Source organism: Nissabacter sp. SGAir0207 (assembly GCF_005491205.1).
Classification (GTDB): Bacteria; Pseudomonadota; Gammaproteobacteria; order Enterobacterales; family Enterobacteriaceae; genus Chimaeribacter.
The window spans coordinates 1-22905 of sequence record NZ_CP028041.1 but is presented as its reverse complement, the minus strand read 5'-3'; the positions used below and the strand labels follow the sequence as shown (position 1 = coordinate 22905).

General features: G+C 56.7%; 14 protein-coding genes and 4 pseudogenes. 1 reads left to right on the top strand and 17 read right to left on the bottom strand.

Annotated elements, in window-relative coordinates; genetic code table 11:
• Window positions 1-257: 257 nt before the first annotated feature.
• From traI to traV, 15 genes and pseudogenes are all read right to left on the bottom strand, one after another.
• Entirely contained in the window at window positions 258-5540 is a 5283-nt protein-coding gene (traI, locus tag C1N62_RS22580; RefSeq protein ID WP_137765968.1) for a conjugative transfer relaxase/helicase TraI, read from the bottom strand.
• Window positions 5537-7882 (bottom strand): type IV conjugative transfer system coupling protein TraD, encoded by a 2346-nt coding sequence (traD, locus tag C1N62_RS22575; RefSeq protein ID WP_137765967.1) that lies wholly within the window; start codon window positions 7880-7882, stop codon window positions 5537-5539. The genes traI and traD overlap by 4 nt, the downstream gene beginning before the upstream one ends.
• Window positions 7883-7965: 83 nt before the next feature.
• Window positions 7966-8514, bottom strand: coding sequence for a hypothetical protein (locus C1N62_RS22570; RefSeq protein ID WP_137765966.1), 549 nt, complete (start codon window positions 8512-8514; stop codon window positions 7966-7968).
• A gap of 11 nt (window positions 8515-8525) precedes the next feature.
• Window positions 8526-11369 (bottom strand): conjugal transfer mating-pair stabilization protein TraG, encoded by a 2844-nt coding sequence (gene traG, locus C1N62_RS22565; protein WP_137765965.1) that lies wholly within the window; start codon window positions 11367-11369, stop codon window positions 8526-8528.
• Entirely contained in the window at window positions 11369-12724 is a 1356-nt protein-coding gene (gene traH / locus C1N62_RS22560; RefSeq protein ID WP_168195938.1) for a conjugal transfer pilus assembly protein TraH, read from the bottom strand. Before traH ends, traG begins: the two co-directional genes overlap by 1 nt.
• Window positions 12721-13254, bottom strand: coding sequence for a type-F conjugative transfer system pilin assembly thiol-disulfide isomerase TrbB (gene trbB / locus C1N62_RS22555; protein ID WP_240775871.1), 534 nt, complete (start codon window positions 13252-13254; stop codon window positions 12721-12723). The genes traH and trbB overlap by 4 nt, the downstream gene beginning before the upstream one ends.
• Before the next feature lie 7 nt (window positions 13255-13261).
• Window positions 13262-14020: a type-F conjugative transfer system pilin assembly protein TraF gene (gene traF / locus C1N62_RS22550; protein WP_240775870.1), complete on the bottom strand. Its 759-nt coding sequence runs from the start codon at window positions 14018-14020 to the stop codon at window positions 13262-13264.
• Window positions 14017-15840, bottom strand: a complete 1824-nt coding sequence (gene traN / locus C1N62_RS22545) for a type-F conjugative transfer system mating-pair stabilization protein TraN (RefSeq protein WP_137765964.1) — start codon at window positions 15838-15840, stop codon at window positions 14017-14019. Before traN ends, traF begins: the two co-directional genes overlap by 4 nt.
• Entirely contained in the window at window positions 15837-16451 is a 615-nt protein-coding gene (gene trbC, locus C1N62_RS22540) for a type-F conjugative transfer system pilin assembly protein TrbC (RefSeq protein ID WP_137765963.1), read from the bottom strand. The genes traN and trbC overlap by 4 nt, the downstream gene beginning before the upstream one ends.
• Before the next feature lie 9 nt (window positions 16452-16460).
• Window positions 16461-17443 (bottom strand): annotated as a pseudogene (gene traU / locus C1N62_RS22535) (conjugal transfer pilus assembly protein TraU).
• Window positions 17440-18068: pseudogene (traW, locus tag C1N62_RS22530) on the bottom strand (type-F conjugative transfer system protein TraW). The pseudogenes traU and traW overlap by 4 nt, the downstream one beginning before the upstream one ends.
• 2 nt (window positions 18069-18070) lie before the next feature.
• Entirely contained in the window at window positions 18071-18526 is a 456-nt protein-coding gene (gene trbI, locus C1N62_RS22525; RefSeq protein ID WP_240775869.1) for a type-F conjugative transfer system protein TrbI, read from the bottom strand.
• A pseudogene (traC, locus tag C1N62_RS22520) lies at window positions 18514-21091 on the bottom strand (type IV secretion system protein TraC). Before traC ends, trbI begins: the two are co-directional and overlap by 13 nt.
• Before the next feature lie 9 nt (window positions 21092-21100).
• Window positions 21101-21235 carry a TraV family lipoprotein gene (locus C1N62_RS22515; protein WP_137765962.1) on the bottom strand — a complete coding sequence of 45 codons (135 nt, stop codon included), beginning with the start codon at window positions 21233-21235 and terminating at the stop codon, window positions 21101-21103.
• Window positions 21236-21413: 178 nt separating this feature from the next.
• Window positions 21414-21641, bottom strand: a complete 228-nt coding sequence (traV, locus tag C1N62_RS22505; RefSeq protein ID WP_240775868.1) for a type IV conjugative transfer system lipoprotein TraV — start codon at window positions 21639-21641, stop codon at window positions 21414-21416.
• Here traV and C1N62_RS23690 point away from each other — a divergent pair.
• Entirely contained in the window at window positions 21640-21873 is a 234-nt protein-coding gene (locus C1N62_RS23690; protein ID WP_370465634.1) for a hypothetical protein, read from the top strand. The genes traV and C1N62_RS23690 overlap by 2 nt on opposite strands.
• A gap of 117 nt (window positions 21874-21990) precedes the next feature.
• Here the strand turns inward: C1N62_RS23690 and C1N62_RS23685 are convergent, their stop codons facing one another.
• Window positions 21991-22446: a TrbI/VirB10 family protein gene (locus tag C1N62_RS23685; protein ID WP_370465633.1), complete on the bottom strand. Its 456-nt coding sequence runs from the start codon at window positions 22444-22446 to the stop codon at window positions 21991-21993.
• Window positions 22421-22905: pseudogene (locus tag C1N62_RS23680) on the bottom strand (hypothetical protein); the annotation flags it as partial. The pseudogene C1N62_RS23680 and the gene C1N62_RS23685, both read right to left, overlap by 26 nt.

Below are 22905 nucleotides of genomic sequence, written 5' to 3'. Positions count from 1 at the left end.
ATACAGACCAGTGTGCCGGGGGGCTTTCCTATTTCTGCAATAGATAATACTCAGTCGTCTCTGTTCTGCCAAGTTCAAAAACGCTGTCCGTTACCCGCCTACTGCGTATAATTTCCTGATCTTCCCTGCATTTTTTGACGTGTTTTTGAGCTACGTCATATTCCGGCCCTGCACAGCAATATTTGGTTACCGGTTTACATCGTTGTTAATGCTGCGTTTGTTATTTTCAGGCGGGTGGCGGCCCCGCCTGATGTGAATCACTCGCCCAACGTTTTTTCTTTTACGATTTCCCGCTCTACCTGATGCAAACGCTCGGTCATGGTGTGTGCTTTGGCGACTTCCCGCACAGCATCCCGCATGGGATCGTGCGTTGGATGACGCAGCATCTCCGGGAACGGCTTCTCATCGTTCTCCTGCGCCGGTTTGCCGGCGGCCGCTTTGATGGCGGCAAACGGGTCATCAGGTTTCTGGGAGGCCTGCTGTTTCACTGCCGCCTCGGCTTTCTTCGCCTCTTCCTCGGCTTTACGGACTTCCTCGGTCGGGATAAACGGCAGGGGGTCTTCCTGGGGTTTGCCGGCCTTATCCAGCGCGTGCGGGTCAATCACGGTGTTGCCGCCAAGGATGCGCTTGAGATTAACGGGTTCGCCTTCGCCGGAAAGGCGCACCAGAATGCCGCTGTCCGGGTATTGCCGGGCCAGGGTCAGCGCCTCCTCCATGCTGCCGGCAATGCGCACTTCTCCGCCCCGGCTGTGCTGCAACGCGGCAAATTGCGCCTCGTTACTGCCGATAAGCCGGGGCTTGCCCGCCATTGCAAGGCCGCCTTCACTCTGTGTGATTTCATCGAGATAGGCCCCGGCCTGCCGCCCGTTGCGGTCAAACACCGGTAACGCGAGGTGCGGGGCCGGGTATTTACGGCCGGGCGCAATAAACCGGGCCTGAGAGTCGCCCTCCAGGCCGCTGGTTTTCAGCAGGTTGCGCCCCAGGCCGGTATCAGATAACGGCTTGGCGGTGGCCAGGAGCTTGTCCACGACGCCCCGCGAGTAGTCCTCTTTTTCATGCAGGACATCGTGCGCCGAACGGCGTGACGGCGAGTCGTTAACCTGTTTGAGCCACTTATCCAGCCCGTCCGTGTATACCTGAACGTGTTCTTTGGCACGCGACAGCGCCACATAAGCCCCTTGCTGGGTCGCCAGCTGCCGGCGGCCGCCCTCGGTGCCTTCCAGGGCGATCACAAACGGCTGGCTGGCACCCTGTGCGCCGTGGGCGGTAATGGCGTAGGCCAGGTCAATATGCCGGTCTGCCGTCTCGGTTTGCGGCATCAGCGTCTTCTCCAGCGTGCCATTGGTGAGCGTGATCTGCTTCTCGTCCAGCGCCTTGACTTCCCAGAGGGTATTGGCAGTGTGCCCCCGCTCTTTGTCCGACCGGGTAAAGCGCACTTTGTCCCCGACACTGACCTTCAGCGCATAGTTCTCAAAGAGTGAGATATCCTGGGTGCTGTTTTCAAAGTTCGACAACAGGCGCGTGTTCCCCTCCTGGTCATGCAGCATAACCGTGCCCGCTTTCAGGTCGGTGTTACCAACGCTGTAGTAGGTGTTATCCAACAACACGCTTTTGTCCTGGTGCCCGGCCCAGCCGGCTGCCGAACGCAGTTCGTTGGTGCGCACAGAAACGGGGTCTAAAATATCGACCTGTTTTTCCAGGCTGCCCAGCGCCCCTTTTTCAAACAGCGCCTCATGCACCCGGCTATTGATCTCATGCCGGTCAGCATTGAGGTGCGCCACAATCAGCGTGTTCTCGCGGGCGGCCTTCGTGCGGCCGGTGTAGTCCTGTGTAATGGCCTCAATGACATCCGTTGGCCGCCCGGACACGGCAGCCTCCGCCTCTTTTTTTTCATCCGATGCCGGCCCGAGAGTTCCTAGCAGGCGGTCTTCTTTATCCGCCCGCTGTTGCGTCTTAAATTCCATGACCGATGCATCCGGCACCCAGGCGTCGGCCTCACGCGGCACCTGCGCCGGCGTAACGGCGCGTATCTCCCCGATGGCCCGACCGTGTTGGCCTTCTATCATGCTGTAAATCGCCGGGCGCAACGCCGGCGTCTGGCGCACGATGTCTTTCATGATGGCGACATCCGCCACGCTGCGCTGCTGTTGCAGCGTGAACGGCGCACCGCTGTCGATGGCCTGAAGCTGGGCTTTATCCCCACTGGCAATCGCCCGCCCGTTGCCCTGCGCAATCAGCTTGTACGCGTCCGCCATATCCCGGTTGCCGATCATGGAGCTTTCATCAATCAGGAACACCGTGTTGTCAAAACGCACGGTTTCGCCTCCCTGCGCTTTCTGGCGGGTTTCATACAAAAACGAGGCCAGGGTCTGTGCTTTGACGCCCGCATCCTGCATCTCATGCACGGCCCGGTGGGTGGGCGCGAGACCGATCACCTCCGGGCGATCTGTTTCAGGCAGGGTCTCCAGCGCACCCAGCACCGCCTTGAACTGCGTGGTTTTCCCCACACCTGCATACCCCTGAATGGCCAGGAATCGGTCGGGGCTGTTTAAGATGAGGGTGGTGGCGGCTTGCTGGCCGGACGTCAGCCCATCAAGCGTGTTGGCCGGGATCGCGGCCATCAATGGCTCCACGCTGTCTTTGCCTTCGGCAATGGTACGCAGGATAGCCTTTTCCATCTCATAGCTTTCCCGCGTCACATACTTCACCTGCCCGTCACCTTTCAGCGCCTTGTTACTGACCACAATCAGGTCGCCGACTTTCTCCTGTCGGGTGACCTCAGCTTTTACCGCCTCAAGCGTGATCCCCGGCGTCCAGCCCAGGGAGCCGCCGACTAAATCCAACCGGCTGAACACGATGTCTTCCTGCATGGCCCGCCCGGTGCCCAGGCGCACTGACTGCTCAACCGGCGTATAGAGGCTGTCACGCTGGAATTGCATGGCGCTGTCTAAATCGTCGCGGCCGGCCAGGGTTTTCACCTGCTCACTGGCAATCTTAAACAGCGGGTTGCCGGCAAGGCGTGCCTCCGCTTTCTCCTGCGGCAGGGCGGTATAGAGGCTCACGGACTCACCGCTGCGTGCCAGCCCGTTCAGGCCGGCTTCACTCAGGTCTTTCGCGGCGGTCGCCGCCAGTACCTTGTGCGTGTCGCCCACCGTGGCCCCCAGGCTTTCTACATAGCCGTGCGAGAGTTTCAGCGCCCGCGACGTATCCAGCGTCAGCGTAGTGCCGTTGTGCTTTACCGTTAACCCAGTGTCTGACACGCCGGTGACCTGTACCTGGTCACGCGCTTTCAACGCCCCTTTCTCCTCACGCCCCAACACCTGCAAGGTGTCACCTTCGGCCACGCTGAGCGTCTGGGCTTTATAGAGGCTCCAGTGGCTGTCTAGTTTGCTGATTTTCTCTACCCGGCTTTGGCCTTGGGCGTCCTTAAGCGTCAGGGTATTGGACATCTCGGTGACCCGGTCAATGGTGTAGCGCGTCATGGATTTAGCCTCGCTGTCCCAACGCTCCATTACCATGCCCGGCCGGTAACTGTCGCGCTGATGGCGGGTCTTGCTGTCTAACCACACCGGCTGAAGCACATTCACGGCCTTATCTTCGCCGGTCAGCGCGCCTTTCTCCCGCAGCGCATCCCGGATAGAGGCGGTCAGCGTCTGTTGCTCTCGCACGCCGTTGACCTGCGCCAGTACCGGCTCGCCGGTTGTTTTCAGCGCGGCATACTCCTGCGCCAGGGCCTGATAGCGCACCCGTTTATCGGGTTCGCTGATAACCTGTGCCGTGGCCTGGGTGCTGCCGTAGTAGCGATAGCGGTTTACACCGGCCTCATTCAGCACTGACAGGGCATTCCCGGTGCCTTTGCGTTTTTCCGTGTCCATAAACAGCAGCTGGACCGACTGGTTCTGCGCGTGCTCCAGCAACAGCAGGGTATCTTTAAGCGACAGCTTTTCAGCCTGGTCAACGATAAGCGTGCTCTGTACCGGCAGGCTCATCTCCGCACTGAGGGCTGAACGCGGTAACAGGTGCTCGGCCAGCCGCGTATCCTGCGCCAGAAATGTTTGGCTGCGGTTATCGGCGCTTAATACCGAGACGTGACGCCCCTGCTCTTTCGCCATGCCTACCGTCTCGGCCAGCCGGTCTCGTTGCACAGAGGCTCCCCCGATCCCGGACAGCACAGCAATCGGCGATTTGTCCTGCGCCAGCACCGAGACCGCATCGGAATAGGGCGCGGTTCGTTCGGTGGCCCGCTCTGGGAATGTCAGCACCTTATGGTTGGTTTTAATTTCTTTGGCCAGTGTGTGGATGCTCAGCTCATTCAGGAGGTGAATATTGGAGGTAAAAATGCCCTTCTCTTTGTCCAGCGGGATAAGGGCCTGTTGCTCAATCGCCCGGTCGATGCCGGCACGGGCGGCTACAAACACGCCCGGCTCAGCCGGCAACTGCCCCACGGTTTTTGCCAGCACGTCTGAGTAAGTAAACTGCACCTTGTTATCACTGAGTAATGAAATGGCATTGCTCACCGCCGTCTGCATATCAACCGATTTGGCCGGATTGGCCGTACCGGGTACGGGTACGGGCACCGGCTGGCTGCCGGGCGTCCCAGACAGCGCATGAGCGGATGGGGCTGCCGCTTGCGGTGCTGCCTGCTCACGGTCTTTGGCCTGCGCCTGATAGGCACGGAGATCAAACCCGGTGGCATTCAGTTTTTCTTCCCATTCCGCTTTTAGCAATGTCGGGTCGGCGGCGACTTTCGCTTTACGCGTGTCCATCGTCGCCACATCACGGGACTTAAGCGATGCCTCTTCACCGGCTGCCTCGCGGATACTTTGACTGCGCTGAGAGAACGGCTCTACCGGCACCCCATCCATTTCCCACAGACCGTTCCTGCCGCTGTCATGCGTTTTAAAACCCATTTCCTCTACGCGTTCCCGCAGGGCATGGCGGTAGATATTCCCCAGGGCTACCTGGTTGCCCAGTACCGTTTCCGAAAAACCACTTTTGCCTTTGGTATCGCTGGCCAGCGCCCGCCATTTGCCTTCGGCAAAGGTGGCATTGACCACCAAAGCATGGGTATGCAGCTGGGGGTCAAGATCACGGGAGGTATCATGGTTAAAGAGCGCCGCCACGATATTGCCGGTGAGTTCCGTGCTCATCACTTTGTTATCGGTGATCCGGGCACTGGCTAGCCCTTCCACTTCTTTCATTGCAATCTCAACGGCCCGGTTATGCGCCGCGACAAAGCGTTCATCACCGGCAATCAATGCCATCATGGAGACGCTTTTCGGGGCGCTGAACGTCAGATCATACCCTGCCCGGTGCGTCTCTTTGCCGTCTACCATGCGTGATAGCGAATTGCCGTCCGGCAGGCGGCCATACAGTACCTTGGTTAAATCGAGGTTCTCTACCCGGCCTTCCAGCCCCAGCGCTTTTGCCCCTTCGCCTACCCAACGGGACTCCAGGCTGCCTAGCACGTAGTAGTTATCTTTGTCGCTGTAATAGCCGGCGGCACCGCCGGCAGATTTAATGGTGCTGAAGCTCATCATGGCAGGTAATCCTCCATGTCAATGGAATGCGATTCACGCTCATGGCGACTGTGGTTAATGTTGACCTCTTCCCGGCGCACGGCTTCCTGTGTACGCGCATTGCGTGTGGTCGTCGTCCCCCCCTGTTCTTCTTCCCCGTCCATCATTTCCAGGTAGGAGGCGTAGGCATTTTCATCTACGATCTCGCCATCCTCCGTGACCCCATCCGGGCGGCTCATGGACATTTCATTCTCCCTTCCTCCCGTGCTCCCTGTAGCCGCAGTGGCTGCTGCCGTTGCTGCTGTTGCTGCTGTTGCTGCTGTTGCTGCTGTTGCAGAGTTTTTCTTTGTTTTTGCAGGGACAGTTTTTTGACGGGTAGGCTTTTTCACCTTTTCTTCAATAGCGGGGGAAGAGAGTGCGCCTTGGGAAACGGATACTTTTTGCGGTTCCTCAACGGTCGGAGCGGCCGTGGAGGTTACGGCAGGTATTGCCGGTTGCTGAGCCGCAGACTGCGCTGCCTCAGCCGGCTCGGTTGCCGCAGCTGGTGCCGTAAACAGCCCGTTGAACAGCGCACTGTCGCTGTCACGCACTTCCAGCTCTTTTTCGATGATCTCATCCAGGCTGTCCTGCACCTTACGCTCAATAAACTCTTCCGCCACGTCCGGGCGGCTCACGTACTTCAGCTGCATTTTCACCACCGGGTAAGCCCCCGGCAGAGTAATGAAGCAGGCAAGGTCAGGGAGGTTTTGCACATCGCTGTACGAGACAACCGGTACGCGCTCTTCGTCTTTGCCGGAACTTAAACCGTCACGCACTTTGTCGTTACCAAAGCTGGTCTGCTCGCTGAATTTCAGCCGCACGGTCTCGCCCAGCTCTTTCTCCACGAACTGCGCCACGCCGGCACTGGGTGAACGGAAGAAAAATTTGGTGTTCAGCAGGTCAAACATACCTTCAGCCGCCTGGCGGCCATACACCTCTTCAAGCTGAGGGTAAGACTGGAACCCCAGGCCAAAACAGCCGCCGAACTTACGGGCCTCAGCCATGATTTCCGGCAGACCCGGCAACTTATGCAGGGATTTCAGCTCGTCATACCAGAACCAGACGCGGCGGTGGCGGTTCTCGCCCATCGACATTAGGCTGTTGGCCGCAATCGAGAGCCACATGGAGATCACCGGCTTCAGGGACTCATGATGGCGTTGATTGGAGGTGATAAACAGCCAGCCATTCTTCTCACCGTCTTTAACGCCCTTCATCCATTCACGGATGGTGAAGGCCGGCTTGCCGGATTTTTCGATGCCCTGGAGGTAGCGCATCGCCTTGACGTAGTTGGTGAGTACGCTGCGGATAGAGATAGCGGTTTTTTCAATTTTACCGTCTACCAGGGTTGAAGCGGGTGTGCCGGCTAGGAACTGGCGCAGCTGGTCGAGGTTGATCGCCAGCAGGGTACGCAGCAACTTGTTGTAGGAGCGATCTTTGTCATTGCGCAGGCGATGGGTGCCTTCTGCAAAGATGGTGCGCGCTGATCCCTGCCAGAACGGGTCTTCAGACGCACCCATTGGGATAAGGGTATTAGCAACGGTCTCTAAATCAGAGAGCGTCGGGCACTCGGCCCACATATCCCAGTTGGCACAACGGGTGTCATAGGGGTTCAGGATGATGTCGGTCTTTTCATCATAAAACTCGCGCACAAAGGTGCAGCCTTTGTCATAGATAATGACCAAATCGCCGCGCTCCCGGCACTGTTCCAAGAACTTGCGGATAAGCTGTGATTTACCCGAACCCACGGTGCCGTGCATGGCAAAGTTTTGGATTTCACTGTCTTTAACGATCGGCAGTGCATCGACTTTGATATCAGATGCTTTGCCCTGCTTTTTCATCATGCTGGCAACGGCCTTGGGATCTTCACTCAACACCCGGCCGCCCAGGATTTCATCCTGGCTCTGCTTTTTGCCGGTATGGCCTAAATACCAGTAAAAAAGCATCCCGCCCGCGGTAATAATGGCAAATCCAATCAATGCGCTGATCACCAATTCTTGGATCAACATCGTTCCACAATAGGTGGTGTACGCATCACTGAGTATTTGCGTGCCGGTATAGTTGAGGGTTTTACCGTAATAATCGAGCTGGTAAGTTGGCTCATGGGTCATATGCCGCATCATAGGGTGCAGGCTTTTTACCCACCAGTACATAGCGCCATTTTTTATATTCTGCATACTCATGCGCATTAACAACGAGCCTACCGTCAACAGCGCCAGAAGAATAATGGCCCAATAGGAAATAATGTTATTTATTTCTAAAAACATGCGCATACGCATAAATGTGACCTGGCCGCCCTGAGTCACATCACGGGCTTTAAGACTCATATTTACATTCCTTAGGCAAAGGGAGGGCTTGTGCAGATTTATGCACAAACCCAATCTTATGGAAAATTTAGGTTATTTTGGCGTCAGCTCTTTAAAGATTCCCCACCCCTCCATCTCTTTATCAGAGCGCTAAGAATGGAGATATCATACCTACTGATATCTAACAAAAATAAAAAATAGAATAAAAGCAATGTGATCAACTGAATTACACTAGAGCCAAACATAGGATCTAAGTGAAGGCTTATTGATGAAACCCCCACAATGACATTGACCAACGCCCACGCCAGTGAAAAAATTAAAACTTTGTTTTTTAACATTTTAATAATTACACTTTGATCTCTAATTTTTTTAGGGATAGACAGATACTTCGCGGATAATGAAAAAGACGACAAGAAAACAATGAGTCCTAGCACTAGGGTGAACCCTATGCTTGCACATGCAAATAACCTATCCATCTTGCCACCGCTCATATGCGGATAAGCAACAAAAAACTGCCAAACTGTCATACCCACCATTACTCCGCCACCAAACTTAATGCATTCTAAAAAAGCAGGAACTTCAACCTTCTCTTTCGAAAGAGAAATGATTATTTCTTTGATGTCATTCTCAATAATTTCATTAGTTATTTTCATAGCACCCCCTTTCATTCATTATTAAGTTTTTCAGACTGAGTGATAATCTGATCTTTTGCTTTTTTCAGTTGTGGATCTTCCTCACCCTGGTCTGCCATCGCTTTCCCATAGCTTTTATTAAACCCCCCTTCAGCCATAGCATGTGCTGCACTCAAACCGGATTTTTCAGCCTGTATATCATGCTTGCTCTCATCGATATATGAATTAGAGTTAGCAATCTTCTCATTACTTTTATCTACTAATGCATCTACCTGAGTAGCACTATCACTTCGAATATTAGAAGAGCTAGCCCGCTCATTGATTTCGTCTTCACCTTTTTGGTAAGCGCTGGAGATATTATTCATACTAGGTTGTTCTACTGATGCCAACCCATCATTCAAATTATTACGATCTGAGTTATATTGCCCTTCAACTCGACCTCGCATTTTTTCCTCCATAAACTGACCAGCAAGTTGTTCGCGTTCACTACGTATACTTTCATTTTCAGTGTTTGTCAGAATCTGATCTGCCTGTTCTGGTCGTTTTTCCTGTACATAATGCACAAACTCTTGTGCATAATTTCCTTGAACAGAAGCACTAGTTGTATCAGATGCTGATGCCATCTGACTGTATTCATGGCTACGGTTTAGACTGGTTGTGTACTGCTGGTACTGACTATCAGCTACACTAAAACTTGTACCCAATTGTTCGAGCAAGGAATTAGCCTGGTTATTAGCATGGCTACCTGATTGGTTAGTACGATAACTCTGCACGGCATCCATTCCTTGCTTAAAGTCTTTAGCCTCTTGGGTGGAGTGATCGGCTGAATTATCATTTGCACGATTTGCAGAGTTGCTTGTGTTATCAGAAGAACCACTGCTTTTTGTTAAATCTGCTTTTGCATGAACATCAGCTTGTCCAGCAACACCAGTCGCTAACCCTCCAATCTTTCCAAGAATATGTCGATCAGAGTTAAAATTGACACTTCCCTGTATGCCCGCACCAATTTGACCACGACTTGTTTTATCCATAAGCTCATTCCAGGCTTGGGACTCACTGATATGGTTACGTTCGGCATAGCTTTGCGCTGCGGAAAGCATCTGGTTTACGCCCTGAGTCTCTGATGTTCCTTGTGAACTGTCTGCACCGCTGGTTACCGTAGAGCTGTTGCCGGCTTGGCTGGAGAACTGTTTCGCCTGGTTATAAGCCGTATTGCTGGTATGGTTAAAGCCAGACAGTGAACTTTCCGCTTCCACCTGGCTCTCCCTGGCTAGCCTTTGGGCCGTTGCACTCGCCGTATGTCCGAAGTTGATGTCAGTTGCCAGTTTCGACATGGCCGGAGCCGCGTTATAGACCGAGTTGCCGTCATTGGTAATGGTCTTCATCGCCCCGCTGCCGGTCTGTGACGTCATCTGCCCATTAGCAAACGACGAGTTGGTGTCCCATTTAAAGCCATTGACGTTATCGGTCTGCATATTATTAAACGCCCAGGTGCCGTCCACCGCCTGCGAGGCCGACTGGGTCGAGGCTCCCTGCATCGCTGACCCCAGGTAGCTGCCCGCCTGCGACACCGCCTTGTGCATCCCAAAGACAATACCAGCCGCCAAAAACGGGATAGACAGCGCCAGCCAGCCTGCCGTGGTGCCGATGTCAGAATAGACTTGCTGAAGCCGGGACAGGTTGGAGAGCGTTACGGCCATCTGCGCGGTATCGGACTGCAAATAGAAGTTCATGGCATTGTTGAGAATAGCAAACAGCAACGGCCAGCTTTGCAGATACACGATGCTGTAGACGTAGCCCATCAGCACATTCAGCGTCAGCACGTTAATCAGCGCCAGTGCGATCACTATTGGGAACATCCCAATCAATATGCCCATCAGCACCGTCTGCATGATAGGTAATTGGCGGGTGGCAATGTCGGCTGCCGTCGCCTGACTCATGCGCAATTTGGAATACGAGGTTTCTGTTGAGAGATTAACCAGGCTTGCCGTATCGCCGCTGCGGGAGGCCACGCTGGAAATACCTTTACGCAGGGCGCTCATGGTGACGTTCTGCTTCATGATATCGCTGGCGGTCTGGCTCGCCCCGTAGAAGTAGCTGTAACTGTCGCCCATCAGCTCCGCAAACAGCGGGGTCGCATCCGGGCGGCCGCCCATCAGACGGCGCACGTAGTAGCTGTAGGTTTCCCCGCCGGCCTGCGTATCCAGCCCCATGACCTGTTGCAGCTGGGCGGCAGCCCACTCGCAGGTCTGGAACGTGCCGGTGGTATCAAACACGCCGCGCAGCGGACTGGGCCGGGAGAAAATCAGTGAATAGGGGTCGGTGGTGTTCATCAGCTCATACAGGGTGTATTTGTGATTGAGCATTATGTCACCCACCACGCAGTTCTGGACGTAACTGGAAAACAGCGCGGTGATCTGCGGATTGGTGGAGAGGAAATCCGTGCTCTTACCCATCAAATCCGCGCCGAACAGCATCCCGGTTTTGCTGTAGCTCAGTGCATCCGGCTGGTGAAAGACCAACTCATACGCTTCAACCAGGTTATGCCCGATAGAGGTGATAAGGCTGAATGGCCCGCTTATACCGACCGGCACATTATCCACCTGATACACCTCGGTGGGCGCGGACAAATCGATAATCTGCACCGGGCGCTTGACGTTGATAAGCACGCTGGTGACCAGCACCAGTGCTCCCATCCACTTCATATACAGCATCAGGTCACGCCCTTTGATGTACGCGATAGCGGTCGCCACCACAGAAAGCGTCCCGGCAATCGAGGCAATGGTTTCCCATCCGCTGCTCTGCATAAACGTGGCGACCGCATTGAGCGAGTCGCGATACCATGCGCCGCCGGAAATAGTGTAGATGGTATCCATTAGTAGCCCCCGAAGCGGTAGTTGTCCTGATACTGGGTAAGCAGGTTGCTGGAAACCTGCTGGCGCATGTAGTTCATCTGGCGGTCAACCACCATCAGCGCGTCCTGCTGCACCTGCACGCGGGTCTGCATCTGCGCAATATTCTGGCCCGCTTCAGTCAGGCTTGCCTGAAGCACATCCATCGCCGGCTGCGGATAGTTTTTGCCAGCCAGCATCACCCGCGCCTGCTGGATCATCTCCGTCATATACTGCATCAGGATGTCATAGCTAATGTAGTCGGCCAGCTGGTAAAGCAGGGTGTTCGCCACCCCCAGTGACTGCGGGTCTACCAGATACTTCAGCACCGGCACCTTGGTTGACGAGATAAAGCCCTTCTCTTTCTCCGTCAGCGCCTCATCCGTGATGGCTTTGCTCTGGATACTGGTGAGCATGGCGCGCACCTGGCCGTTGAGCGCATTGGCGGCACTGATGGTGACCGTGCTCAGCGTGGGGTTCAGGCAAAGATCACTGGTATCACAGGCATAGATTTTGGCGCTGCCGCCGTTCATCATCGCCGTCAGAATGTCCTGGTTGGTGGTCAGCGGGGAGAGCGGGGTAATGCCGCCTTCACTGTTGAAAATCAGCGTCCCGGTCAGGCTCATGGCAAACTCTTTCAGCTCGCGGTTGCCGTCAAACACCCGGTTACTCTCCAGGGAATCCCAGATCAGGTTTTTGTTTTTCAGCACCTGATCTTTCTCTGCCGCACCGGCCTTATCCGTGACGCTGTTATATTCCCCGCCCACCGTGCAGCCCTGGCGTGACGCCGCCCAGTCAGAGAACAGGTTGGATTCGCCGGCGATGTCCTGGCAGACCTTGGTTTGGGCGACTTGGGTACGCGGCCACAGCCCGCCGACAATACCCTGCGCCGCCTGACACGAAGACATATTGCTGCTGTTGATGTCCGAGGCCATCTTTTGCAGGAAATCTTTGGCCTGTTTCATCTCCGGCACCGTGGTCTGCAAGGCCAGATCGAAGAAATAGCCGGCGGCATTGCTCATGATCTGCTTCACGTAACGCTGGAACTGCTCGCCGTTAATAAATGAGAACGACCCCAGGTAGGCATCGATGCCGCCGCACCCGGCGTTCACATCCGGCAGCGCCATCGAGATAAGCTGCACCTGTTTGACCGAACTGCGCGCATACAGCGAGCCGCCGCTGGCGTAGCCGGCGGCCTGCCCCTGCCAGACCTGTGGCGAGGAGGTGTTGCTCTCAAAGCCCAGCTTGCCAAAAAAGGTATTCATGTCGCTGTTCACATCGGCCATCGCCGCCGGCGTGACCAGCAGCGCCCCCAGTACCATGCCTTTCCACGTTTTCATTGCTGGCCTCCTTGCAGGGCAAACAGAAACACCTCATCAAGCCGGCTTAAAAACATCGGCTGCTCAACCGCGCCCTGCAACAGCGGGAAGGTGGCCATCGTGTTCACGTTGACCAGAAATGTCGTCGGGGTCGCGACCGGTAGCCCGGCAAAGAACTCTTTCATGACCTCCGGCGTGGCCATCAGCGGAGACGGGTACGTCGGGTCCCCCTGGCCATCGAGTGAAAAGGCCATCACCTCAAAGCCATGCTGCTCAGCCGTGGCCTTTAACACCGGGTCGAATTTATGGCAGTAGGGGCAGCTGGACTGGATAAACACCACGACTTTCCAGTTAGCCAAGTTTACCCGCTGACCATTGGACAGCGGCAGCCAGCGGGCCGGTCGGGCTGCGGTGGTAGAGACTGAGGCGGGCGCGGCCGGCTGTGCTGAAACAGCGCTTTTTTCCGCGTCCAGCGCGGCGATCTCCTCCCAGGTAGAGGCATGGGCCAGTGAAGACAGCAACAACAGGGCTAACAGGCTTTTTTTCATCATCCGCGCCTCAGAAGTTAGGTTTGAAACCGGTGGCGACGTTTAAAAAACGCCGGGCCAGGTCATCTTGTGAAATAAAGCCATAGGCCAGCGGCTGGATGCGCTCTCCTTTGGGATCAACCAGGAACATGGCCGGGAAAAACGACACGCCCAGCCGCTGCGCCTGCCCGCTGTCATACCGGCTATTGGGCAAAGACGAACTCAGCATGCCGTCAACCGACACCGGGATAAGCGCGATGCCGTTGCTCTCACTGAAGCTTTTCACTACCTGCGCCAACTGGTTATCCATCGGCTCTTTGCCGCGGTAGAAGAAAAACACCCCGTACCGGGAGGCGATCTGTGCAATGGCCGTCTTTTCCTGTGCCCGATCGGCGGCCAGCTGGGTTTTCGCCGTGCCGTTGTAGTGACTGTATTTGAGGTTGTAGTCCAGCTCCGGGTGCGCCAGCATCGACTGTTGGGCCACCATGCTGAATTTGCCGGCCTGCTCCGTCCAGAAATCCTGATAGCGCTTAAAGCGTGCGAAGTTCTCCACGGTCGGCTCCATAATGGCTATCGCCAGCGACTCTTTGGTTTTCTTCTGAAGGTCAGCCATTTGCTCCATCGCAGACATCGCCGGTGCCGGTGAGGGGGCGGTTGCCTCCGGCTCCTCTTCCTCCTGCGGCTCGTTGTACCAGTGCCAGCCCTGCGGGTCGGTGAGCGTCGTGTCTGGGGCATCTTGCGCGTGGGCGGGCAGAGACAACGCCAGCAGCATTAACAGCGTCTTTTTCATTGCGTCCCGGCCTCCACTTTCGCGGCAATCTGCGATTTCACCCGCTCAATCAGCGCATTGTCTTCAGGAATAGCCGAGCCGTTTTCCAGATCAGCGTAGAAATTCGAGAAATCGAGTTTCTCAAAATTGATGGCCTGTAACTGCTCAACCGTGATGCCGTTGCAGTCAGGTGACTCCGGGTCACCGAACCCGATGCCCAGCTGCCACTGCCGGCCCTGCTGCTGGACGATTTGCGCCAGCTTGGATTCAAACACGCAATAGGCGCGCTTTTTCTGAACGCATACGCCCAGCACCTTGGTGCTGCAATATTCACCCACATCTACTGTCAGTAACCGTTCACGGGCCTGCCCCAGAGCCTTTTCTTCGCTGTTGCAGTGGGCAAGCCCGACATCACTGCCCCAGCCCCCGCCTTTGCAGCAGTTGTTAAAACCGGCTGACGCTTTGCGACAGGACTGTCCGTTGCCGGTAAAAGCGCGCACGTTGATACCGTTCAGCTCAGCCACATCCTTGCCGGCGGCGGCCACGGCGGCCAGCTGGGAAATGGCGGTTTTGAAGTCATTGGTATTGCCGGAGGCAACCTGCGCACAGGAGCCGTCCGTGCAGAAAAACTGCCCGCCGCATAGCATGCCGCTGCCGGAGACCTTGGTTTCACACGAGTAGGTGGCGTTCTCATGCAGGCAAAAGCCGTCAAGTGAGTACGCACATTGGCGGGTAGCCAGTGTGCAGGCGGCGTTATTGACATAAGGCGCGCAGCTACCTTCATCCGCAGTCTGGGTACGGTAGGTATCCGTATAGCCCCAGCAGTCGCTGTGTACCGTGTACGTTTTCCCATCGACCACCACGCTGCGATCGCCGCCGGCAACCGTGCATTCCGTGCTGGTCAGCGCGCCCTGTGCTTTATCGAATGGGCAGTTTTCAGACCAGGCCACCGTGGGCACCCAGGCTTTTGTGGCGACGCGTACCATCAGAGTCAGCACAAAGTGGTACTTCATGTTTTTGTTTTGCCAGATAGTGGCGGTGCTGGCGACATCCCCGGCCCGGTTAAGCACGACAATCGGCATGCCCTCGCCTTCGGCAAAGGATTGGCCGATGGGCAGACTCGCGCTGCCGCTCTCATTGTTCATTGCCACGCGCTGGCCCAGGGCCGTGACGGTCATAAACCAGGCCGAATTACCAAATGCCAGGTTTTTCCAGGAATAGCTGATACTGGCGCTCATCACCTGTCCAGCTAGCATCGGGTAGGACACCATGAATTGCCCGTTGGTCACGACAAAACGCAGTGAGGACGAGTCAATAGTGAGCGTGCGCAGTTCGGTCGAATCTTCGTAATGCCCGGTGATGGATGCGGTACGCGTACAGGTCTGGGACACATTGGTATCGCGCTCACAGACATAGTTGGTGAAGACCGATTTGTTCACGGACGCCGCCGTGCAGTTATCAAAGGTGCCGTTGGTAACGCTCTCCGCTGTGCTCTGCGCATCCGTGCCGGCGGCAATAAATGGCGCGTCCATCGAAATCGCCTCGGCCGGATTATTGAGCATCGAGCTGGTCACCGCCTTCCCCGCCTCGCTGTTGGTCAGCACCTGGTTACCCTGCGTATCGAGGTTGGTGCTGGGCGTGGTCACGCCGCCGTAGTAGCCGCTCTCGCTGGGTCTGGCGTTATAGTTCGGCAGAGTGTCGGCTGGCTTAAAATTGCTCAGCGCCTGGGTGCCTTTGTTCTGCACGCTACCCGCGTACTGGCTGCCCGCGTCATAGTCACCGTTGGCCCGGCTGCTGCCAGCAAGCATTAGCATGATCATCACCCCGGCCACCGTCCTCATTCTTCACCTGCCGCCGTTAACAGCGCTTTTGCCACATCTGCGCACTCGCCCTCTTCCGCCACCTTTTTCAGCGCCTGCGCCAGACGGATATTCCCTGACACCCGGTCATAGGTGCCGGGGCAAATCACCACCAGGGCTGGCACCGCTTTGATGCCGTAAGTGGTAAACGCCGTGGGATCGACCTGCACCCCACCGCGCTTATCCTCTTTCACCAAATCAAAAATCGCGGTCGCCGTCTGGCGGAAATCGTTGTTAATCAGCCCGCGCAAGGTGGCTGGGACACCAAAACGTGCCGCATCCTCAATCAGCGTCTTCACGCCTTCCGGTGGAATAGAGAACGACACAAAGTAGAGCGCCTTGGGCACCGGCTTCTCCTCGCCACCCGCGGCCTGCATCTGTTGCCGGCGCTGTTTCAGGCTGTTCAACCAGGCACCGTCCTGTCCGCTCAACGGGGTGGCCGGGGCCGGGGAGAAGTTCAGGGCCGGCGCATGTTCCCGCACTGACTCGCCGGCACTGATCTGCTGGTTGATAAAATCCTGTGTTTCAGAGGGAGCCGCCCATGCACTGCTGACTACCAGGCCCGCTGCCATCACACCGAAAATGTGTTTCATGTCTCCCTCCTATAAAAAGACGCAGTTACGTTTACGCCACATTAGATACCCGAAGTTTTTGCGGCTGTTTGGCGGGTTATGACCGGCTTCCCAACGCATCACGGTCTGGCCTACCGGGTGGCACTGGGCCACATCCGGGTACATGTTCACCATCTGATAGCGCCAGCGCTCTTTGGGCATAATCGGTGAGGGGTACTCGTAACACACCGCCGTGTCCTGCCGATGGAGTTCATGATCAGCCCCTGGCGGTGCAGCTTGAACGCCATACGCTCAGAGAGCAGCACCGAGGATTGCAGCGGGCTGAATTCGTTGGAGGTGTAGCCGGTAAAGGGGTACATGCTGCCGTGGGAGCCGGCGCACCAGAACAGGTAATCCAGCGGCTTGTTGACGGCGCTGGCCAGCGCATCGGCCGCGCACGCCCCCTGTGCTATTACGTTGCCGAACAGCATCGACTCCGGGCTGATAATCAGCGACAGCGAACTGTCATTCCACATCGGATCAAGTTCACTCAGATAGCCGATATCCATGTCCCCGGATTGCAGGCAACCCAGTGAGGTAATGATGTTGAGCCAGTAGGTCACGGGGTATTTGTACCAATGGACGTGATAGAACGCGCCGGCCGTGGGTTTGTCACTCTGGCCGGCCGTGCCGGTGCCGATTTTCCCGACGTTCAGGTTGAAACCACCCAGGTTCACCATGCAGTAAGGTGACCGCGTCACGTCCGTAAGCGCCATCGGCTCCCAGTAACCAATCGCCAGCCCCACACGGTATAAAATGCCTACCGGGCAAATCTGGATGGGGCTGGACGGGTTGGCCGTGTCCGGCACGCTCCCGGATGACACCGCCACACTGCCGATAGACAACGGAAAAATACACGACCAGCAGACATCCGTAATGGGGTTCACAAACCGCCCCTCGCATTCCGGGTCAGCGGCCTGTGCCAGCGAGTTCATGCCAAACATCAGCACCAGGCACAACATCAGGCGTTTCATGGCTGTCCCTCCACGGCAAACTCATCCACCTGAAGGCGCTTCCCGTCCTTGGCGGCGGTCACGCGGGCTGGCACGGCTTTGAGGTTGAATTTCTGCGTCAGCACCCCGTCCTGATCAAAGTAAATGCGCGTGTCCAGCGCCTTTGTCGCCTCACGAATGTCCCCTTTCACCAGGATCACCTTCACTATGTCGGTCGCAGGCTTCTGTGCCGCATCCAGGCCACCTGGCGCGCATCATCGGCATCGATAAAATAGAGCGTCTGCACAAACGGTACGCTCTCCAGCGGGTTCACCTTCTGGCCGCGGTGCGCAAACACCACGCCGCGGGCATCCTTGATGTCCCGGGAGACGGTAAAGGTCGGGTCAACAAACCAGGTGCGGTCTTTCTGCGCAATCGCCAGCCCGTTCACCGGGGTGGGCCGTAACGTGTGCTCGATGACCCGCTGTTTAAACTCATCCTGTTTTTTGGCCAGCTCCCCGCTCTCCTCCATCGCTTCAAGACGGTCGTGGATAGTGGTCAGTAAATCTGGCTCGGTAATGGGGTACAAATCGCCCCAGGTGCCCAGATCTTTGGCTTGCGCCGTTGCGGTAACCAACAGGATGCCTGATAGGAAAACCCTCCACATTTTCATTGGGCACCCCGCATACGCCGGGCGATGTCGTGCTGGATTTCCGCCGTGATGTCCTGTGCACCGCCGACGACTGCCGGCTGCACCAGGATCAGCGCCTGATGATCGGCCTGGTACGCGGTCAGGCTTTCTGTCATGGCCGTGTTGAAGCGGCTCGCCAGCGCGGCACCCTGGGCATCGCTCAGCGAGGCTTTGGCAGACTGATCCATAAACGCATCCAGCGTGCCTTTCATATTGAACGCGACCACGGTCGGCGAATGTGCCTGCACAAGCCACAGCGAGATCCCGGCATTAAGTGCTGTGAATGCTGTAACTAAGAATCCTACTCTGGCCCATTTCAGATAACGGGCACGTTTTGACCGAGAGGCGGCAGCCGGCTCTGCCTGTGATGCCGGTGCGGTTGCCGTCTCCGGCAGCTGCATATCGGTCTGCGGGGTATGGGTTACATCTGCCATGCTTCCAGCTCCTCCATCTCATCAGGGAAGTTACGCTTTGCCAGCGCATACACTGCATCCTGGATATCGGTGCCCTTTTCGCGCAGCGCCCGGATGTACTCAAAGTCTTTGCCCTGGGAACTGAACATCGCCCGGCTCAGCGGATCAACGAACAGCCGGTGATAGGAGGTGATGTCATTAATGCGCAGCATAAATGAACTGAACCACTGGTCTTTCGCATCGCCGAATTGCCCTATCATGCGCCGCTCTATTTCACCGAACTGGTCAGGATCGCGCTGGTTATAGGCTTTGAATTCGGCTGCATCCTGCTTCAGGATGACTTTAAAGGAGGAGTTACCCCAGGCCGCCTTGGCGGCACTGGATGCATCGTCTGCGGCAAAGTCCTTGATGTTTTGCGAGATGGTGATAAACGACCCCAAGTGGCGCCGCACGGTGCGGTAGCCGGTTTCGATGAATGCGCCCACCTTGGCTGTCTTGAAGTTGAGCAGCTTCCAGCCTTCATCAATGACGCAGCACTTTTTCTGCGTGCGCGGGGAGCGGTACATCTTGTCTTCGATATAGATAATCAGCGAGAACATCACCGCGGCCAGCAGCGCGGGCTTGTCCTGCAACCCACCCAGCTCCAGCACCACAAACCGCGCGTCATCACGCAGCGAGGGTTCGTCACTGTTGAAATAATCCCCATAAATGCCGTCGGTGCAGTATGTCCCAGCAGCTTAATGATTTCATCCATGCGCCCCACAATGCGTTCAGACTGGTCACCGGCTATGTTTCGCCGTGCATCCTTCAGGTAATCCACAACATCATCGATACGTGCTTTGTTCTGCTTGCTTTGCCAGGCGGCCATCACGGCTTCCAGCAGCAGCACTTCATGCACCTCATCGAGCGTGCCGTTGGGGCTGGCCAGCACCGCCAGCTGGTCGCGGATACGCTCACCCGACTCGCTGATAGTGGTGATATTGGCAAACGGGTTGAATTTCAGTGTGCGCCCGTCGAGGTAAGTGCCGCCCACGTTTTCACAAAATGACTTGTAGCCGTCGCCCATATCAAACACCCAGCAGATCCCGCCGGAGTCGAGCACGCTGCGGATAATGGGCTGCACCAGCCCGGTTTTCCCTGCGCCTGAGGTGCCGGTCACTGCCATGTTGTAATTGGTGTTGCCCATGCCCTCGCTGTACAGATCCAGGAACGCCAGCTGATTACGGTAAGAGGGTGCCAGCAGGCCGCTGCGCCCCAGGCGGTTGTCCGCCACAACCGGCAGCAGGTTCACCACCTGCGTGCTTTCTGCCCGGCACGTCGCCCGCTGGACTTAATGTCATCCCATAGCCCTTCCCCGGCCATAAAGGGGAACATCGCCAGGTAGTTACGCATCTGCATATATTTGGGTGAATACAGGGTCAGGCCGTTTTTACGGAAGGTATTGATAACCTGTTGTTCACAGACCAGCGCCGCCTCATCGCTGTTTTGACAGAACGTGGTGATGTTGAAGTAGTAGCGCACCACGCAGGACTGGTTGCCGTTCAGACGCTCACGCAGCGCCTTCCATTCGGCAGCCTGATTGATCACACTCGGAAACAGCTTGGCGTACGTGCTGTTGGCCTTTTTATCCAGATCCAGATAACGCCCGGTGGCTTCCCGCTGCGTTTCACCTGGTCTTCCGCTTCCAGCGTAAAAGTCATCACAAAGGGCTGGCAATGGTCAAATCCGGGTTAAGCAGGTTGCTGATGTTGTCGCCGCCCTGCCAGAGCATAAAGATGTCCGGGTTGCTCTCCACCATAAAGTTCATCACGCGGGCGGTAGTCGCCGGTTTGCCCGGTGGCGACAGCCCCAGCAACAGGTTGTCCGGTGTCACCATCAGATCCAGGGTGCGATCGACGCACTGGCGGTTAAGTTCATCGTAGTCATTCACTTTGACGACCGGCGGGGTGAGCGTGTCCGGGTTGTGATTGGTTATCTCAGACAACACACTGACAAACGCTTCCCGTTCAACCACCTGGGTGCTTATCTTGGCGGACTCCAGCGTGGCGCGGAGCACCTTCATCAGGTGCATCACTTCCGTCTTCTGCGTATCATCACGGCGTTTTTGCTTGGTGCAAAAAGAGATAAACAGCCGGTAGTGGCGCAGCGTCAACGGCAGACCGGTAGGGCTATTGAACTGGTTTTGGGCCGCCCGCAGATAATAGGCGCGAGTGATATGGTTAAAACGCTCGGCGTGTTTCCCCGCCCAGCGAAAGTCTTTTAGCCGTCCTCAATCTGCTGGCCTACCGCTTTGCTCGACATCAGGTGAAACGTAATCGGCGTCCCACGCGGCAGTTTGGTACGCACCAGATCATCAAGCACTTTGACAATATGCTCATTCGCGCCAATCAGCGGCTGGGCTTCCAGCATAAACCCACGGTGGTTTTATTGATAAACAGCCCGGTGGTGCTGTCGTAAAAGCGGTACGGCAACATGCTGCTGAGCTTGGGTAGTTCATCTGCCCCAGTGTGCGGTTAGCCTGAACGGCCCGTCCGGGGTCTGGAAACCGGCAATCAGTCGGTTGATCGCGCCTACAATACGCTCCATAACGCTCCCTTACTCGATAACGGCCGGCATATGCCAGGCGGGTGCCGTCAGGACAAACGAGACCCGGCCGGGCTGGTGAAACACATCCTGGGTATCGACATACGGCGCTATCCAGACATTGGCGGTGCGCTCGGCGGTGCGCACCGGACGTACTTCGCCGCATCATGGCAGCGGCGGGGGCGCAGCTGGGGGCCGGCAGGGCGGTGCGCTGAAGTGGGCCGAACTCACGCGGGTCAGCGGCCGCGGGCCGGCGTCGATACCGGTGCCGGATGTACTACAGGCGCTGCGGGCGAGACCGGCCGGGTATAGGCGACCGGACGGCTTACCGGGCGCACCGCCCCGGCGGGTTAACCAGGGTAGGCAGCGCGGTCGCAGCCGGCTTTCCCGCTGCGCCCTCGGTGGCCAGACGCGCTTTCTCATTGGCCTGCTCCATCGTCATGCAGCGATCAGACGTGGTGGCGTTACACTCGAACTCACTGTCAACGCCGGCACACCCGGTAAGCACAGCCGTGACACCGGCCAGTACGGCAAACGCAATCAGTTTCATCATGACTCCTCAGTTCTGCGCCATCGGCGGCATCGTGGGCACCACATCCCAGGTTAAGCTGGTCTACCTGCTTGACTGCTTCGCGCTTAATTTCAGCAGCCGACATGCTGGCTTCCTGCGCCGCGCTTTTGGTTTTTCGCTTTGCGGCACTCTGTTCAGCCAACGTCATCAGCTGAAAGCCGTCCTGAAACACCACGGTCACCTCGTTGCCAGCCCAATCGGGATAATGGGGTGATACTGCTCTGCACGCTTGATGTAGTACTCGCTCAGCGTCTTTGCCGCCTGGCTGGCTCCGCGCCCAGACCGGAGCGGGCCACATCTCCCCCGCTGACATCGGCAGTAGCGCCAATGCCTACAGCAGTTGAGCCAACGCTCTGCATTCCCTGTCCGATACCGTCAGCACGCCAGCACCAAATGCCCAGCCCAGGATTTTTCCGTTGCGCATTACCACCTGGCCCTTGATGCCGTTTTTGCCCATAAAGCTCACGTGCCCGGCAATTTTCTGGTCAATCACGTCATCGCCAATGTTGCAGCTGATGCTGCGGGTGCGCACCTCGGCGCGTTCGCTGGAGACATCCCCGTAGGCTTCCGCATTCACAAAGCAGCCGGTAAGGTCATACACCTTGTCGTTGGGCATCTGCACACGGCCGGTCAGACGAAATTGCATCGGCGCGGTATTTTGTGGGCCGGTCACAGCCGCGTTGGCATCCGCCCCCTCGATCACCATCGCCTTGGCAAAGCTGCCGGACGGGATATAAGGGAACGCATTTTTAACCGGGGCTTCATAACTGAAGGTCGTCGTATCCATCCCGCTCTGCGCCTGCATCGCCGGCATCGTGTTGTAGCTCACCTGGGTGGCCGCAGGCGTGCCCGCCCGGATAGAACTGGGTCGGCGGCGGCACGTTCACGGTATTCGGGCGCGGCTCCCCCGTGGGGCAGCCCGCCGGCGGTGCCACCGGCGTATTTGCCTGCGCATTCTGTTTCTCCCGCAGCTGCGCATTTTCACGCTCCAGATCGCCCAGGCGCTTCTGGTCATCCATGCGGCTCTTGTTGAGCATCTGGAGTTCTTTTTTCAGCTCCTCAAAATCCTTTTTCATCTCGTTCTGGGACATCTGGCCCTGGATAATGGCGTTTTGCTGCGCCTTGTTATCAAACGACCGGTCTATCACGCCGGTTAAATCCGGGGCCGGCTCCGCGGTTTTTTTCTCTGCGTCTGCCGCCCGCTTGTCGCGGTTAGCCACATACCACGCCCCGCTGGCTACCGCAG